This is a genomic window from Amycolatopsis halotolerans (assembly GCF_042647905.1).
Taxonomy (GTDB): domain Bacteria; phylum Actinomycetota; class Actinomycetes; order Mycobacteriales; family Pseudonocardiaceae; genus Amycolatopsis; species Amycolatopsis halotolerans.
In genome coordinates this window covers 23,671-40,335 of the sequence record NZ_JBHRWI010000066.1, presented here as the reverse complement: position 1 = coordinate 40,335, position 16,665 = coordinate 23,671, and the positions used below count along the sequence as shown (strand labels likewise).

13 protein-coding genes are annotated in these 16,665 nt (G+C 68.6%); 11 read left to right on the top strand and 2 right to left on the bottom strand.

Annotated elements, in window-relative coordinates:
• Positions 1 to 16: 16 nt before the first annotated feature.
• Positions 17 to 1,597, top strand: a complete 1,581-nt coding sequence (locus ACFORO_RS40855; RefSeq protein ID WP_377873079.1) for an ATP-binding protein — start codon at positions 17 to 19, stop codon at positions 1,595 to 1,597.
• 1 nt (position 1,598) lies between these two features.
• Here the strand turns inward: ACFORO_RS40855 and ACFORO_RS40850 are convergent, their stop codons facing one another.
• Positions 1,599 to 2,282 carry an alpha/beta fold hydrolase gene (locus ACFORO_RS40850; RefSeq protein ID WP_377873078.1) on the bottom strand — a complete coding sequence of 228 codons (684 nt, stop codon included), beginning with the start codon at positions 2,280 to 2,282 and terminating at the stop codon, positions 1,599 to 1,601.
• A 4-nt stretch (positions 2,283 to 2,286) separates the two neighbouring features.
• Entirely contained in the window at positions 2,287 to 2,910 is a 624-nt protein-coding gene (locus ACFORO_RS40845; protein ID WP_067585865.1) for a TetR/AcrR family transcriptional regulator, read from the bottom strand.
• 108 nt (positions 2,911 to 3,018) lie between these two features.
• On the opposite strand from ACFORO_RS40845, the gene ACFORO_RS40840 reads away from it, so the two are divergent.
• From ACFORO_RS40840 to ACFORO_RS40795, 10 genes are all read left to right on the top strand, one after another.
• Positions 3,019 to 4,005 carry an alpha/beta hydrolase gene (locus ACFORO_RS40840; RefSeq protein ID WP_354746348.1) on the top strand — a complete coding sequence of 329 codons (987 nt, stop codon included), beginning with the start codon at positions 3,019 to 3,021 and terminating at the stop codon, positions 4,003 to 4,005.
• A gap of 80 nt (positions 4,006 to 4,085) precedes the next feature.
• Positions 4,086 to 5,273 (top strand): DUF3152 domain-containing protein, encoded by a 1,188-nt coding sequence (locus tag ACFORO_RS40835; protein ID WP_377873077.1) that lies wholly within the window; start codon positions 4,086 to 4,088, stop codon positions 5,271 to 5,273.
• Positions 5,274 to 5,371: 98 nt separating this feature from the next.
• Entirely contained in the window at positions 5,372 to 6,553 is a 1,182-nt protein-coding gene (gene moeZ / locus ACFORO_RS40830; RefSeq protein ID WP_354746344.1) for an adenylyltransferase/sulfurtransferase MoeZ, read from the top strand.
• 409 nt (positions 6,554 to 6,962) lie between these two features.
• The gene (locus tag ACFORO_RS40825) at positions 6,963 to 7,760 is read left to right on the top strand and encodes a TIGR02569 family protein (protein ID WP_377873076.1); all 798 of its coding nucleotides are present in this window, start codon (positions 6,963 to 6,965) and stop codon (positions 7,758 to 7,760) included.
• 115 nt (positions 7,761 to 7,875) lie between these two features.
• The gene (locus tag ACFORO_RS40820) at positions 7,876 to 9,912 is read left to right on the top strand and encodes a molybdopterin oxidoreductase family protein (protein ID WP_377873075.1); all 2,037 of its coding nucleotides are present in this window, start codon (positions 7,876 to 7,878) and stop codon (positions 9,910 to 9,912) included.
• Positions 9,909 to 11,333 (top strand): FAD-dependent oxidoreductase, encoded by a 1,425-nt coding sequence (locus tag ACFORO_RS40815; protein ID WP_377873074.1) that lies wholly within the window; start codon positions 9,909 to 9,911, stop codon positions 11,331 to 11,333. The genes ACFORO_RS40820 and ACFORO_RS40815 overlap by 4 nt, the downstream gene beginning before the upstream one ends.
• 26 nt (positions 11,334 to 11,359) lie before the next feature.
• Positions 11,360 to 12,697: a nitrate/nitrite transporter gene (locus ACFORO_RS40810; protein ID WP_377873073.1), complete on the top strand. Its 1,338-nt coding sequence runs from the start codon at positions 11,360 to 11,362 to the stop codon at positions 12,695 to 12,697.
• A 1-nt stretch (position 12,698) separates the two neighbouring features.
• Positions 12,699 to 15,203 (top strand): nitrite reductase large subunit NirB, encoded by a 2,505-nt coding sequence (gene nirB, locus ACFORO_RS40805; RefSeq protein ID WP_377873072.1) that lies wholly within the window; start codon positions 12,699 to 12,701, stop codon positions 15,201 to 15,203.
• Positions 15,200 to 15,532, top strand: coding sequence for a nitrite reductase small subunit NirD (gene nirD, locus ACFORO_RS40800; protein WP_377873071.1), 333 nt, complete (start codon positions 15,200 to 15,202; stop codon positions 15,530 to 15,532). Before nirB ends, nirD begins: the two co-directional genes overlap by 4 nt.
• Positions 15,529 to 16,656 (top strand): uroporphyrinogen-III synthase, encoded by a 1,128-nt coding sequence (locus tag ACFORO_RS40795; RefSeq protein WP_377873070.1) that lies wholly within the window; start codon positions 15,529 to 15,531, stop codon positions 16,654 to 16,656. Before nirD ends, ACFORO_RS40795 begins: the two co-directional genes overlap by 4 nt.
• Positions 16,657 to 16,665: the final 9 nt, after the last annotated feature.

Here is a 16,665-nt window from a genome sequence, read left to right as displayed (position 1 = left end):
ACGGAACAGGACGGGCATGGGGCAGCCGCTGAGCGCGCACGTCAACCGGAGCCTGATGGCGATTTCCCGGCGGGCGGAGAGCGTGGACCGGCATACGCTGGCCAAAACCTTCGTGGTGGCCGGGTCGTTTTCGGCGATGCTGCATTCCTCGGACCATCAGATCCTGTACGGCCGCCGCGGCACCGGCAAGACGCACGCCTTGCTGTACCTGGCCGATCTGGTCGAAGAGACCCACGATGTCGCGGTATACCTGGATTTGCGCACGATCGGCTCCACCAGCGGCCTGTACGCGAATCAGCAGCTGCCGGTGCCGCTTCGGGGCACGCAGCTGCTGGTCGACACGCTGGAAGCGGTGCACGAACAGCTCCTGACCACGGCGATCGAGACCAGGGTTTCCGACCAGGAAGACCTGTTGCAGGGTCTGGACGAGCTGACCGAGGCGGCGACGACGGTCGAGGTCGTCGGCAACGTCGAGCGGGAGACGACCGTCGGAGGTTCCGCGGAGAAGGCGACCGGTGCGGGCGCTTCCGCGTCCTGGGGACCGGGTGGTCCGCGCGGTCAGGTGACGATGTCGGGCAGCAGCCGACACTCGGTCACGGCGTCGGATCGGTTGCGGCGCACCGGGATCGAGCATCACCAGGTCATCTTCGGGCCGCTCAGCCGGGCGCTCGCACGGATCACGGCCGCGTTGGCGCCGGCCCGGCTGTGGCTGTTGCTGGACGAGTGGAGTTCGATTCCCCTTGAACTGCAACCGTTGCTGGCCGATCTGCTGCGCCGCAGCGTGCTCCCGACGCGGGGGGCGACTGTCAAGATCGCGGCGATGGAACGCCGGTCCCGGTTCCGCGAACCGGGCTGCGAAGGCGATTACGTAGGCATCGAGGTCGGCGCGGACGCGGCCTCCGCGGTCAGCTTCGACGACGTGCTTCTCTTCGACCACGGCCGAAGCCAGTCGAGACAGTTTTTCGCCGAGTTGTTCCTCAATCACGTCCGACCCCGGATGCCGGTGACCGACGATCCGGCGGAATTCGTGGCGACCGCGTTCAGCCGCACCGCGTTTCCCGAACTCGTGCGCGCGGCCGAGGGCGTGCCCCGGGACGCGATCAACATCGCCGCGTTGGCCGCGCAGCACGCGAACACCGCGACCATCGGCATCCGGCACGTCCGGCAGGCCGCGCAAGATTGGTATCTGTGCGACAAATACGCCGCGATCACCGGAAACGAACCAGCCTTGACGCTGCTGCGGTGGCTCGTCGACGAGGTGGTGGGCCGTCGGCGTTCCCGCACTTTTCTGCTCGAACACACTGGCGGCGCCCACGATCCGGCCATGCGCGATCTGTACGACGCCCGGCTCGTGCACCTGGTGCGGCGCGGCATCGTCAGCCGGAAGCGGCCGGGAACGCTCTACGACGGGTTCGCCATCGACTACGGCTGTTACGTCGCCTTGTTGTCGGACGGGGAACAACCGTCCCGGCGAAGCAAATCCGATACCTGGTTGATCGATCCGCGCTGCGCGCTGCCGGACCAGCTCGAGCAGTTGCTGGTCGAACTGCCCGGGGCGGCCAGATCGGTGCCACGCCAGCGAAACCCGCGCGAGTGAGCTAGCGGAGCCGTTCGAGGGCGGCAACAGTGGCGGGGACGTCTTCCCAGATCGGGGAGTGCCCGGTCTCGACGGTGACGAGTTCGCTGTCCGGCAGGTGGTCGACGAGGTGCTGGGCGTCGGCGAGAGTGCGGGCCCGGTCGTGGACTCCGTGCAGCACCGTGACCGGACAGCGGATCGACGCCAGCCGCGGTGTGAGGTCCAGATCCCGTTGGCTCGTCAGGACTTCCAGCGCGGCCTCGGCCGGGACCCGGGCGGCGTAGGCGAGCAGTTCGGCGCGCAGGTCCGGCGGCAACGGGACGGCGAAGGACCGGTCGAGGATCGCGGCGTGCAGGTCAGGGCCCCAGGCGGAGGCGATCGTGGCGAGGATCCGGTCGACGTCGCCGTGGCCGCGCATGTGCGCGCCGGTGTTCGCGAGCAGCAGCCCGGACACCAGGTCCGGCCGGGTGGCCGCGACGACCGTCGCGATGCAGCCACCGGTGGAGTGTCCGATCAGCGTGACCGGGCCGCCGTGCTGCTCAATCCGCGAGGCGACCCGCGCCGCGACGTCTTCGATCCGCCACGGGCCCGGCGCGGTCATCCAGTCGACCGCGTCCAGTTCGCCGGGCAGCGCGGCCGCCAGCGGCGCGTAGATCCGCGGGCTGCAGAGCGTGCCCGGCACCGCCACTGTGCGCGAGGCGGGCACGAAGTCAGTTGTCCTTGAGCGGGAACCCGCCGCCGATGCCGCGCCACGCGAGGTTCGCGGTGAGCGCCACGGCGTCCTCCCGGCTCATCGACTGGTTGTGCTGCAGCCAGTAGCGCGCGCTGACCTGGCTCATCCCGACCAGGCCGACCGCCAGCAGACGGGCCTTCTCCTCGTCCAGACCGGCGTCGGAAGTGATCGTCTCGGTGATGGCCTCGACGCTGGCCGAGGTCGCGCGGTCCACCGCCTCCTGCACCGCGGGCTCGCCGCGCAGGTCGGACTCGAAGACCATGCGGAACGCGCCCGCGTCGTTGTTCACGAAGTCGAAGAACGCGCCGACCGTGGCCGGGACGCGCTGGCGGTTGTCGCTGGTGGAGTTCAGCGCGCCCTGCACGCGGCCGACGAGGTCGTCGACGTGGCTTTCCAGCAGCGCGATGTACAGGTCGAGCTTGCCGGGGAAGTGCTGGTAGAGCACCGGCTTGCTGACGCCGGCCTCTTCGGCGATCTCGTCCATCGCCGCCGCGTGGTAGCCGTGCTCGGCGAAGACGCGCTGCGCGGCTGTCAGCAACTGGGCCCGGCGCTCGGTCCTTGGCAACCGGACGCCTCGTTGCAGTCGCGCCATCTCCGTCATTCTTCCTCCGTCCGCAGCCTTCGCCGGGCGGGTTCACCACCGCGTGAAGTGAACCTGACATTACTCGTGGGTACGCCCGAAATGCCAAGGGTCAGGCATCCTGGACTCGTGACGACCACGACCTCCCGCCCCACGGCCGCGGCGGCGGTCCGCCCGCCGGTGACCCAGGTGCCATTGTCGACTACGCCCCTTCCGCCGCTCGACGGGGCGCTGCCTGCCTGGCCGGGAACGGTCGAAGACGGCCTGCACATCCGGCACACGCCCGGCCCCGACGGCACGCCCGCGGTGTACGTGCACGGGCTCGGCGGATCGGCCACGAACTGGACCGACCTCGCCGCGCTGCTCGCCCCGACCGCACCCGGACAGGCTGTTGACCTGCCCGGATTCGGCTATTCGGAGCCCGCGGACGGGTTCGCCTTCGGGCTGGACGACCACGCCGAGGTCATCGCGAACCGGCTCGAGCAGCTGGGCAAACCGGTGCATCTGCTCGGCAACTCGATGGGCGGCGCGATCGCGCTGCTGCTCGCGGCGCGGCGGCCGGAGCTCGTGAGAACTCTCACCCTGATCTCCCCGGCGATGCCGGACCGCCGCCCGGACCCGCGCCGGCTGTCCGATCCGCTGATGGCGCTGGCCTACCTCCCGGTGGTCGGCGCCCGGGTGCGCCGCCGGATGGCCGGGATGACCGCCCGCGAACGCGCCGCGCAGGTCATCAAGCTGTGCTTCCACGATCCGGCGCGGTTCCCGGACGCCCGGCTGGACGAACTGGTCGAGGAGCACGCCGCGCGCGCCGGCTTCCCGTGGGCGCTGGCCGCGATGGAGCGGAGCACGTTCGGCATCTTCCGGCGCTGGACCGCGCTCGGCGCCGGGTCGCTGTGGTCAGTTGCCAAGCAGGTCCAGGCCCCGACGCTGGTGGTCTGGGGACTCCACGACCGGGTGATCTCGGTCAAGCGCGCGCCGCGGACCGCGCAGACGATTCCGCACGCCCGGATGCTGGTCCTCCCGCGCACCGGACACGTCGCCCAGATGGAACGTCCGCAGGTGGTCGCGCGGGCCGTGCTCGGTCTGTGGGAGGGCGCGGACCGGGGCTCCTGGTAGCCCGAACGGGGGACCGCGGATCGCCGGGGAGCCCGCCAGTCGCTGCCGGGAACGTCGCCGCCGTGTGGCACCCTGGATCGGTGGACCGGCTGAAGCAGGACGCGCGAGCGAAAGACCGGCGGGGCCCGACCGCCGGGTCGGCCCGGCGTTCAGGGGCTTCGGTGTCATCCGAATCTTCCGGTTCGAGCGATCCGGAGTCCGACTCTCCGCGCGTCGGCCAGTACCGGCCCGCGCGCAAGCCCGCCCAGCGTGTCGGCGAGGACCGGTACCGGCCGGGCGGACGCCGGACCAGCGCGGAGCCGCTCGCGGCCGCCTGGAAGCCCAAGGACGACGCGGAGAAGCGTCCGGCGTCGAAGAAGAAGCAGCAGTCGCCGTTCGGCCGGTTCGTGAAGACCTACGGCTGGCGCGTGTACGCGCTGCCGATCCTGGCCGTGATCACCGTGCTGGTCGCGGTCAACACCGCCTCCGGCCCGTCCGACGCGGGTACGGCGGGCAGCAGCGGCGAGGTCGCGTCCGGCGACTCGTCCTCGGGCGCGATCGACGGCGGCGGCGGCATCCCGGAGAACCCCGCGCAGCCGGTGAACCTCAACGTGCCCACCGCCGACCTGCCCAACGGCGGCAATTTCACCCAGACCGGCAAGGGCACCTGGCACGTCGTGCCCTTGTCCGGATCCAGCGACGTCGTCGGCAAGTCCGGGAAGCTCTACACCTACACCGTCGAGGTCGAGGACGGCATCGACCCGGCCAGCTACGCAGGCGACGACAGCTTCGGCACCGCGGTCCAGGGCATTTTGTCCGACCCGCGCAGCTGGACGTGGAACGGCGAGATCCGGTTGAAGCGGGTCGACGCGAGCTATCCGAACCCGGATTTCCGGGTGAGTCTCACCACGCCGGACACGACGCACCGGCCGGACGCGTGCGGGTTCCAGATCAAATTCGAGGCCTCCTGTTACCGGCGCAGCATGGGCCGGGTGCTGATCAACCTGTCCCGCTGGGTGCGCGGCGCGAAGGTCTACGGCTCGGACATGACCGGGTACCGGCAGTACGCCATCAACCACGAGGTCGGGCACGCGCTGGGCAACAATCACGTGGGCTGTCCGGGAAACGACCAGCCCGCGCCGGTGATGATGCAGCAGTCGTTCGGCGTGAACGACGACTACGTCGCGATGCTCAACAACATCCCCGGCGGCGACCGGGGCAAGGTCGCCGCGGACCATCACGTGTGCAAGCCGAACGCGTGGCCGAACCCGACTCCGCCGGGCCAGTAACAGAGTCTCACCATCTGGGAGCAGGGAAGTCCCTCTTGCCAGCGCGCGTTGGGGATACTGGGATCGACTACGCGACCCGCGCGAGTATGGAGGACCCGATGTCAGACACGGCACTGCCGCCGCTCGTCGAGCCGGCAGCCGAGCTCACCAAGGACGAGGTGGCCCGGTACAGCCGTCACCTGATCATCCCGGACGTCGGGGTGGTCGGGCAGAAGCGGTTGAAGAACGCGAAGGTCCTGGTCATCGGTGCGGGCGGCCTCGGAAGCCCGGCGCTGCTGTACCTGGCGGCCGCCGGCGTGGGCACGCTCGGCATCATCGACTTCGACGTCGTCGACGAATCCAACCTGCAGCGCCAGGTGATCCACGGCCAGTCCGACGTCGGCAAGCTCAAGGCCGCGTCGGCGCAGGAGTCGATCGCCGAGATCAACCCGCTGGTCAAGGTGCACCTGCACACGGAGCGGCTCGAATCGGCGAACGCGCTGGAGATCTTCGAGCAGTACGACCTGATCCTCGACGGCACCGACAACTTCGCCACCCGCTACCTGGTGAACGACGCGGCGGTGCTGCTCGGCAAGCCGTACGTGTGGGGTTCGATCTTCCGGTTCGAAGGCCAGGTGAGCGTCTTCTGGGAGGACGCCCCGAACGGCAAGGGTCTCAACTACCGGGATCTGTACCCCGAGCCGCCGCCCCCCGGCATGGTCCCGTCCTGCGCCGAAGGCGGCGTGCTGGGCGTGCTGTGCGCGTCGATCGGCTCGATCATGGTGACCGAGGCGATCAAGCTCATCACCGGCATCGGAGAGCCGCTTCTCGGGCGGCTGATCTCCTATGACGCGCTGGAGATGAAGTACCGCGAGGTCAAGATCCGCAAGGACCCGGAGACCCCGAAGATCACCGAACTGATCGACTACGAGGCTTTCTGCGGCGTCGTGTCGGACGAAGCCGCTTCGGCCGCCTCCGGCAGCACCCTGACCCCCGCGGAACTCAAGGCCAAGTTCGACGCGGGCGAGGACTTCGCCCTGATCGACGTCCGCGAGCCGCACGAGTACGAGATCGTCAACATCAAGGGCGCCACGCTGATCCCGAAGGACCGCATCCTTTCCGGCGAAGCACTGGCAGAACTGCCGCAAGACAAGCCGATTGTCCTGCACTGCAAGTCCGGCGCCCGCTCGGCCGAGGCGCTGGCAGCGCTGCACGCAGCCGGTTTCAAGGACGCCACGCACCTCGGTGGCGGTGTCCTGGCCTGGGCACGGCAGATCGACCCGAGCCTGCCGACTTACTGAGCAACGTCTGTCCGTGAAGGGCTCCTTGAGAGAATCTAGTTCCCCCAAGGAGCCCTTCACGGCTTTCTAGCGGCAGCAATATGTCCGTGAGGGCCACCTTCACGGACTCTGAGTCCCTCAGGGTTCCCCTCACGACCAGCGAACCGCAGCCGACGCACCCACCGTTGGAGCCACCCACCCCGCCCCCAAACCCCGATACGAAGCCTTCTCTGCGGTTCGGAGGTGCTTGTCAAGGCATCTTTCCCGCCTTGACAAGCACCTCCGAACCGTCAGGACAATCAAGCTTCGGGGTGGTGGCCCCCACTCAGACGCAATGTCGCCGCCAGGCGACGAGCCGAACCACCAAGAAGCCCCACGACCAGCGAGTCTCCCCAGGATCCGCACGGGCGCCGGGGTAACCTCCCCCTTTGTGCGGTCAACCCTCGAACGTCCCTCCGAACGCGTCTGCTCCGCGTTCGGCAGCGACGCCGACGCCATCACCCTTCTCCCGGACTCCGAATCCTGGCAGTGCGCCGACGTAGTCTTCAAACGCGTCAAAGACCGCTCCCAAGCCCTATGGACCGCCCGAGCCCTGGACTTCGCCGAAGACCCCGGTCTGCGCATCTCCAAACCAGTCCGCTCACGTGACGGCCGATGGATAGTCGGAGACTGGTCGGCCTGGCGATACCTTCCCGGCACCACCGAACACCGCTGCGAAGAATCCATCCTCGCGGCAGTCCGCCTCCACCGAGCCACCGCAGACCTCCCTCGCCCAGACTTCCTGTCCTCCCGTGACGACCGGGACGCCATCGCCGACCGAATCGCCTGGGAAGAACAAGACCGCCCCCTCCCCGAGGAAAAAGGCGGCCGCTGGTTCGAAATCCTCGCCCCGGCCCGCCGTCCGATCAAACTCCCGCACCAGGTCGCCCACGGCGAGCTCCTGGCCGGCCTCCTCTTCGACGGCGACGCGGCCCCCGGCGTAGTCGATTTCGTCCCGTACTACCGCCCAGGCGAATGGGGCGCGGCGATCGCCGCAGTCGACTCGCTGATGTGGGGCGGAGCCACCGGAGCCCTCCTCGAACGCTGGGCGCACCTCCCCGAATGGCCCCAGCTCCTCCTGCGCGCCATCCTCTTCCGCCTGGCCTCGCACGCACTGGACCCCCGCTCCACCAATGCCGCTCTGGACGGCCTCCGCGCGGCTGCCCGCGAGGTCAGCGCGATCCTCTGACTCACCGCGCGCCTCCGTCATGACGGCGGGCAATGTCAACTCCCGGAAACATTCCGGCACGTCGAGGTAACACAGCGTCCTTACCGTCGGGTCATCGCCGACCCGAGGAGCGCCTGTGCCGCACGTCGACACACATTGCCCGTACTGCGCCTTGCAGTGCGGGATGCGCCTGGCTGAGACCCGGGTCACCCCAAGGGATTTCCCGGTCAACGCGGGCGGCTTGTGCCAGAAAGGCTGGACAGCGGGCTCGCTGCTGGAATCCGGCGCACGACTGACCTCGCCGTTGCTCCGCCGAAACGGTGAACTGGAGCCGGTTTCCTGGGACGAGGCACTGGATTTCGTCGCGGCTCGGCTACGAACATCGCGACAGGCCCACGGCGCGGACTCGGTGGCGGTGTTCGGCGGTGGCGGTCTCACCAACGAAAAGGCTTACCTGCTCGGGAAATTCGCCCGAATTGCGCTCAGAACGTCGCAAATCGACTACAACGGCCGATTCTGCATGTCCTCCGCCGCCGCGGCCGGGATCCGCGCGTTCGGCGTGGACCGCGGACTTCCGTTCCCCGTCACCGATCTCGCGGGCGCGGACGTAGTCCTGCTCGCCGGAGCGAACCCGGCCGAAACGATGCCGCCGTTCATGCAGCACCTCGAGAGCGCGGAACTGATCGTCATCGACCCGCGCCGAACTCCGACAGCCGAGCGCGCCGCGTTGCACCTCGCGCCCGCGCCGGGAACGGATCTTGCTCTGGCGTTGGGAATTCTGCACGCGGTTGTCGCCGAAGGACACCTGGACAAGTCCTATGTAGATCTTCGGACGGCCGGATTCGACGCGATGTGGCGGATCGCCGCGACCTGGTGGCCGGAGCGAGTCGAGCGGGTGACCGGTGTCTCGGCCGCGGATCAGCGCCGGGCGGCGGAAATGCTGGCGCGGGCGGCCAACGCGTATGTGCTCACCGGGCGCGGGACGGAACAGCACGCGTCCGGCACCGCGACCGTCGGCGGGTGGATCAATCTCGCACTGGCGTTGGGATTGCCGGGCCGGGCCGGATCTGGGTTCGGCTGTCTGACGGGGCAGGGCAACGGCCAAGGCGGGCGTGAGCACGGGCAGAAGGCGGATCAACTGCCGGGGTATCGCAAGATCGACCACCCAGCGGCGCGTGCGTATGTAGCTGGAGTTTGGGGTGTGCCAGCGGAAAGCTTGCCGGGGCCAGGTCGATCGGCGGTCGAGTTGCTCGATGAACTGGGCGATTCGATCAAGGCGTTGCTTGTGTTCGGAAGCAATCCGGTGGTGTCCGCGCCGCGCTCGGCTCGCGTACAGGATCGGTTGACTGAACTGGATCTTCTCGTGGTGGCGGACTTCGTCCTGTCGGAAACCGCAGAACTGGCTGACGTGGTTTTCCCGGTGCCGCAATGGGCCGAAGAGGAAGGCACGCTGACCAACCTCGAAGGCAGGGTCCTGCTGCGGCAGCAGTCGATCGAACCGCCGGACGGAGTACGCAGCGATCTGTCGCTCTTGCGGGAACTCGCCGTCCGAATTGGACAGCCAGCCGAAAGGTTCCCGGACGACGCGGCGGAGGTCTTCGAGGAACTGCGTGCCGCGTCGAAGGGCGGGGCCGCGGACTACTCCGGCGTGACGTACCAACGGTTGCGGTCCGGCGAAGCCCTGCACTGGCCTGTTCCGGACGAGACGCACCCGGGCACACCGCGAATGTTTCTCGACGGATTCGCCCACCCGGATGGACGGGCGCGGTTCGCGGAAGTTGACCACAGTGGACCCGCCGAGCTTCCGGACGAGGTATTTCCGTTGCAGGCCACGACCGGTCGAGTCCTGCAGCACTACCAATCCGGTGCGCAGACCCGCCGGATCGCGGAGCTGACGGCGGTCGTGCCGGAGGTGTTCGTCGAGGTCCATCCGGACACTGCGGCGCGGTCCGGGCTGGCCGACGGCGATCGGGCAGTGGTGCGGTCGCGGCGCGGGGAGACGGTCGCGCAGGTGCGGTGTGTTTCGTCGATGCGGGCCGACCTGGTCTTTATGCCGTTCCACTTTCCCGGCGCGGCGCGGGCGAACCTGGTGACCAACCCGGCGCTCGACCCGGTGAGCCGGATGCCGGAGTTCAAGGTGTGCGCGGTGTCGTTGGCGAGGGCGGAAGCATGAGCGCGCGGAACGTCGTCATCATCGGATACGGGATGGCCGGGGCACGGCTCGCCGACGAGATCCGGCGGCGTGATCCGGAAGCGCAGAGAGTGCGGCTGACTGTGCTCGGCGAAGAGCCGCACCCGGCGTACAACCGGGTACTTCTGTCCACTGTGGTCGCGGGCGGCATGAACCCGGAAACGGTGCGGCTGCACGATTCAGAATGGGCAGCGCAGACGCAGGTCGACCTCAGGCTCGGAACGCGGGTGACGCGAATCGATCCGACGCGGCGAGCTGTCTGTACTGAGACCGAGGATTTCCCTTACGACGCAGTAGTCCTCGCGACCGGTGCCGCGCCTTGGTTGCCACCGGTCGAAGGGCTCGAACTCGGCCCCGAGGTCGTGACGTTCCGGACGCTGGACGACTGTGCGCGCATCGTGGACGCCGCACGTCCGGGCGCACCGGTCGCGGTACTCGGCGGCGGGCTGCTCGGCTTGGAGGCCGCACGAGGCCTGGCCGGTCGCGGTGCGAACGTGACAGTGGTGCACCCGCAGCCGCATGTGCTGGAACGCCAACTGGATTCCGGTGCGGGCCGAGTGCTGGCGCGCCGGCTGGCGGAGCTGGGCGTGACGTTCCGGTTCGAGGTAACGGCCGCCCGGCACCTTCCCGGCGACGGCTTGAAACTCGACGACGGCAGCTTCGTTCCTGCTGACCTCGTGGTCGTCGCGGCCGGGGTGCGGCCGGAAACGTCGCTCGCCGAAGCCGCCGGGCTCGAAGTGGACCGCGGCATCCTCGTGGACGATCTACTTCGGACTAGCGACGGCCGGATCCACGCACTGGGCGACTGCGCCCGCCACCCAGGCGCACCAGCAGGCTTGGTGCAGCCAGCGTGGGAACAAGCCGCCGTGTTGGCGGACCTGCTCACCGGCGCGGACGCTACGGCGCGGTATCGCGGCACTCGCACGGTCACCCGGCTCAAAGCCCGCGACATCGATCTCGCCGCACTCGGCGAAACGCAGGTGACCAGCGAGGACGACGCCGCCGAGGTCGTGACCTTCGACGATCCGTCCGGCGGCCGGTACGGCAAGCTCGTCGTCCGCGGCGACCGGGTGACCGGCGCGATCCTGCTCGGCTTGCCGGACGCGGCGGCGACCGTGACGCAGTTGCACGACCGAGGCACGCCGGTGCCTGAAGACCGGCTCGCGGTTCTGCTCGGCCGCGCGTTGCCCGCGGGCTCGCCGACAGCGGCGAGCCCGGCCGATCTTCCTTCGTCCACAGTGATCTGCCGCTGCAACGCGGTGACCAAAGGGCGACTGATCGAAGCCTGGCGGGGTGGCGCCACCGACGCTGCCGCACTCGCCCGCACCACCCGCGCCACCACGGGATGCGGCAGCTGCCGCGACACGGTCGGCGCGGTCGCGGACTGGCTGGCCGCGCAATGACCGCCCCCGGTAACAAGGAGGACGCCATGACCCGCCGTTGGATCGAGCACTGGGATCCCGAGGACGACGAGTTCTGGGAAACGACCGGCAAACGCGTCGCCCGGCGCAACCTGTGGTTTTCCGTGTTCTCCGAGCACATCGGCTTCTCGATCTGGACATTGTGGTCAGTCGTGGTGCTGTTCATGGGCCCGGCCTACGGATTCAGCGCGGCGGACAAGTTCCTGCTCGTCTCCACGCCGACGGTGGTCGGGGCGATCATGCGCATCCCGTACACCTTCGCGGTCGCCCGGTTCGGCGGTCGCAATTGGACAGTCATCAGTGCGTTGCTGCTGCTCATCCCGACAGTGCTGACCGCGGTCGTGCTGCACCCCGGTACCTCGCTCGGCACCTTCGTGCTGATGGCGGCGCTCGGCGGTGTCGGCGGCGGAAACTTCGCCTCGTCGATGACGAACATCAACACCTTCTATCCGGAACGGCACAAGGGCTGGGCACTGGGGTTGAACGCCGGTGGCGGAAACCTCGGTGTCGCGGTGATTCAGCTTGTCGGACTCCTCGTGATCGGCACCGTTGGTGCGACTGCGCCGCGGCTGGTGCTCTACATCTACCTTCCCTTGATCGTCATCGCCGCGACGTGCGCCGCGTTGTTCATGGACAACCTGGCCAGCGTTCGCGGTGACACCAAGGCAATGCGCGAGGTAGTCCGTTATGGACACACCTGGGTGATGTCGCTGTTGTACGTCGGCACGTTCGGCTCCTTCATCGGTTACAGCTTCGCCTTCGGTTTGGTGCTCCAGAACCAGTTCGGCCGGACGCCGTTGCAGGCGGCTGCGGTGACGTTCCTCGGTCCGTTGCTGGGTTCGCTGTCGCGGCCGATCGGTGGCTGGCTGTCTGACCGCATCGGCGGCGGGCGGGTCACTTTCGCGACCTTCGGGGCGATGGCGTTGGCGACAGTGGTGTTGGTGTTGGCTTCCTCGGCTGATTCGCTGGCGACGTTCACCGCCGCGTTCATTGTTTTGTTCGTGCTCACCGGAGTCGGCAACGGGTCGACGTACAAGATGATCCCGGCGATTTTCCAGGTAAAGGCGCGGGCGGCGATCCAGGCCGGTGCGGACGAGGCGACGGAATTGCGGAACGCACGTCGGCTGTCCGGTGCGTTGATTGGACTGGCGGGCGCGATCGGCGCGCTGGGCGGGTTGTTCATCAACCTCGCGTTCCGGCAGTCGTTCGCCACCGCGCACAGCGGGGTCCCGGCGTTCGTCGGATTCCTGGTCTTCTATGCGGTGTGCGTGGGTGTGACGTGGTTCGGCTATCTGCGCAAGCCGGCGGTGCGCACGCAGGTGGCGTTGGCAGGAGCGGAGGTCTGAAATGCCTACAGTGGTGGTCGCCGGGCACGGAATGGTCGCGCACCGGTTCGTGGAGGCACTTCGAGCGGCAGACCCGGCGGGTGAGTGGCGGGTCGTCGTCCTCGGCGAGGAAAGCTGTCCCGCCTACGACCGGGTCGCACTGACTTCCTATGTGGACAGTTGGGATCCGGCGGCATTGGCGTTGCCGGGATCGGATTACGCCGGCGACGACGCGGTTGAACTTCGCCTCGGCGAGGTTGTCGTTTCGGTGGATCGCGAAGCCAAGACGGTGACGACGGCTTCCGGACACGTGCAGCCGTATGACCAACTGGTGCTGGCGACTGGTTCTCGTCCCTTCGTACCGCCGGTGCCGGGGCGGGACCTGCCGGGTGTCTTCGTGTACCGGACGATCGAAGACCTCGACGCGATTCGCGCGGCGGCTGAACGGCAAGGACGCGGCCGTCGGGCGGCAATGGTCATCGGTGGCGGTCTGCTCGGGCTGGAAGCGGCGAAGGCGTTGCGGGACCTGGGATTGTCGCCGCACGTCGTGGAAATGGCTCCGCGGTTGATGCCGTTACAGGTCGACGATGGTGGGGGCGGGCTGCTTCGGCGGCTGATCGCGAACCTTGACGTGACTGTCCACACTGGAACCTCAACAGATGCGATCGAGGCCGACGGACCGCGGTTGCTGGCTAAGCTGGGCAACGGCACGGAGCTAGACGTCGACCTGGTGGTCTTCTCCGCCGGTGTTCGTCCCCGGGACGACCTGGCTCGGGAGTCCGGTTTGGACGTCGGCGAGCGCGGCGGCGTGCTGGTCGACGCGACTTGCCGGACCAGCGACTCAGCGGTCTACGCGATCGGCGAATGCGCGGCCGTCGAAGGCCGCGTGTACGGCATCGTCGCGCCGGGATACGCGATGGCGGAGGTGGTCGCGGCGCAGCTCACCGGCACCACGGCGAGCTTCCCCGAGCCGGACACCGCGACGAAGCTGAAGCTGATGGGCGTCGACGTCGCCAGTTTCGGCGACGCGCATGCGGCCACCGAAGGAGCGCTGGAAGTCGCGGTGAACGACGCCGTGGCAGGGACGTACAAGAAGCTCGTGGTGACCGACGACGGCCGGACGCTGCTTGGCGGGGTCCTGGTCGGTGACGCGGCGGAATACAACACGCTGCGGGCGCTGGTCGGTCGTCCGCTGCCTGCTGACCCTGGTGCGTTGCTCGCGCCAGCCGGTGGCGGCGCGGCGGTCGGCGTGGACGCGTTGCCGGACGAGGCACAGGTTTGTTCGTGCAACGGGGTTTCCAAGGGTGCGTTGACCCGGGCGATCACCGAGGACGGCTGCGATTCGGTCGGGAAGCTGAAGGCGTGTACGCGGGCGGGAACCTCGTGCGGCTCGTGTGTGCCGATGCTGGCGAAGCTGCTGAACGCGTGCGGCGTCGAGCAGTCGAAGGCGTTGTGCGAACACTTCACGCAGTCGCGCGCGGAGTTGTTCGAGATCATCCGGGCGACGCGGATGACGACGTTCAGCGAGGTAGTGAGCCGGTACGGCACCGGGACCGGTTGTGCGGTCTGCAAGCCCGCGGTGGCGTCGATCCTGGCGACTTTGGGCAACGGTCACATCCTCGGCGGCGAGCAGGCCGCGCTGCAGGACACGAACGACCGGTTCCTCGCGAACATGCAGCGCAACGGCAGCTATTCGGTGGTGCCGCGGATTCCCGGCGGGGAGATCACCCCGGAGAAGCTGATGGTGATCGCGCAAGTCGCGCAGGATTTCGGGCTGTACACGAAGATCACCGGCGGACAGCGGATCGACCTGTTCGGGGCCACTGTGGACCAGCTGCCGGAGATCTGGCGGCGGCTGGTCAACGCGGGCTTCGAGTCCGGGCACGCTTACGGAAAATCGTTGCGGACAGTCAAATCCTGCGTCGGATCGACCTGGTGCCGGTATGGCGTGCAGGACAGCGTGGGGCTGGCGATCGACTTGGAACTGCGGTATCGCGGCCTGCGGTCGCCGCACAAGATCAAGGCCGGAGTGTCCGGGTGTGCGCGGGAATGTGCTGAAGCGCGCGGCAAGGACTTCGGCGTGATCGCCACCGAACACGGATGGAACCTCTACGTCGGCGGCAACGGCGGCGCGACACCTCGGCACGCGGAGCTTCTGGTGTCTGATGTGGACACAGAAACGCTGGTGCGCACGATCGACCGTTTCCTGATGTTCTACGTGCGCACGGCGGATCGGCTGCAGCGCACGGCGCCGTGGATCGAGGAACTGGACGGCGGGCTCGACCACCTGCGCGCGGTGATCGTGGACGACAGCCTCGGCATCTGCGAGGACCTGGACGCCGCGATGGCGAAACACATCGAGGGCTACACCGACGAATGGCGCGGGGTGCTGGAGGATCCGGACAAGCTGGCGCGGTTCAGTTCATTCGTGAACGCGCCGGGGACGCCGGACCCGTCGATCTCGTTCCGCGAGGAGCGGGAGCAGCGGATCCCGGTGCTGCTGGGAGTTCCGGAGGTGCGGCGATGACCATGACCTCATCCTGGACCGCGGTGTGCGCGGCCGCGGACATTCCAGAGTTCTCCGGAGCGGCGGCCCTGGTCGACGGCCAGCAGGTCGCGGTGTTCCACGTTGGCGACGGCTGGCACGCACTGTCCAATTGGGACCCGTGCAGTGGGGCGGCGGTGCTGTCACGCGGGATCGTCGGCGACGCCGGGGGAGAGCCGGTGGTCGCGTCACCGGTCTACAAAGAGCGGTTCTCGCTGCTCAGCGGCGCGTGTCTGGACGCAGAAGGAGTCTCGGTACCGGTGTATCCGGTTCGCGTACGGGACGGGGTGATCGAGGTGGGATCACCGTGACGGACGTCCGGCCACTGGCCGGGTTCACGGTGGGAATCACGGCAGCGCGCCGAGCTGAAGAGCTGGGCGCGCTGCTCGTGCGCCAGGGTGCGGCCGTCCGTTACGGACCGGCGATCCGGATCGTGCCGCTGGCCGACGACACCGAGTTGCACGCGGCGACGATGCGGTTGCTCGAGTCGCCAGTGGACATTGTGGTGGCGACGACCGGGATCGGCTTTCGCGGCTGGATCGAGGCCGCGGAAGGCTGGGGCCTCGGCGAAAAGGTGCTCGATCACTTGTCGAACACGTCGCTGCTGACTCGCGGTCCGAAGGCCGCCGGGGCGGTGCGGACAGCGGGCTTGGCGGAGGACTATTCGCCCGCGTCGGAGAGCAGCGCGGAGCTGCTGCAGTACCTGACCCGGTCCGGAGTGGACGGACGGCGGATCGCGCTTCAACTGCACGGCGAACCGCTGCCGTATTTCGCGGAGGCCCTTCGGCAGGCGGGCGCTGAGGTGATCGAGATCCCGGTGTACCGCTGGGTGGCTCCGGCCGACCCGGGACCGCTCGACCGGCTGCTGGACGCGGTCCTGGAAGGAACGATCGACGCGCTGCCGTTCACCAGCGCGCCCGCTGCCGCTTCGACGGTCGCGATGGCGCGGCGTACTGGTCGGCTCGGTGCGCTGATCGAGGTGTTGAGCAACCGGGTGGTCGTGGCGTGCGTCGGCCCGATCGCGGCCGGGCCGCTCGCCTCGCTGGGAATTCCGACTGTCCAACCGAGACGGTCGCGAATCGGCGCGTTGGCGCGAACCGTCGCCGACACCTTGGTCACGGTCTCGCCGACGCTGTACGCCGCAGGTCATGTGCTGCAGGTTCGTGGCACCGGCGCACTGGTCGACGGCGAATGGCGCGAGATCGCCCCAGCCCCGATGGCGCTTCTGCGCGCCCTCGCCCGGCAGCCTGGCCGGGTCGTTGCGCGTCGAGAGCTGTCCGCCGAGCTTCCGTCGGGAGGCGAGGCCCACGCGGTGGAGACGGCGATCGGCCGGTTGCGGACCTCTCTCGGCGGTGCCGGAGTGGTGCAGACGGTGGTCAAGCGCGGCTATCGGCTGGCGGTGAATCCCGGCGACACCCCGGCGTCGATCGGCTAACCTCGGCTT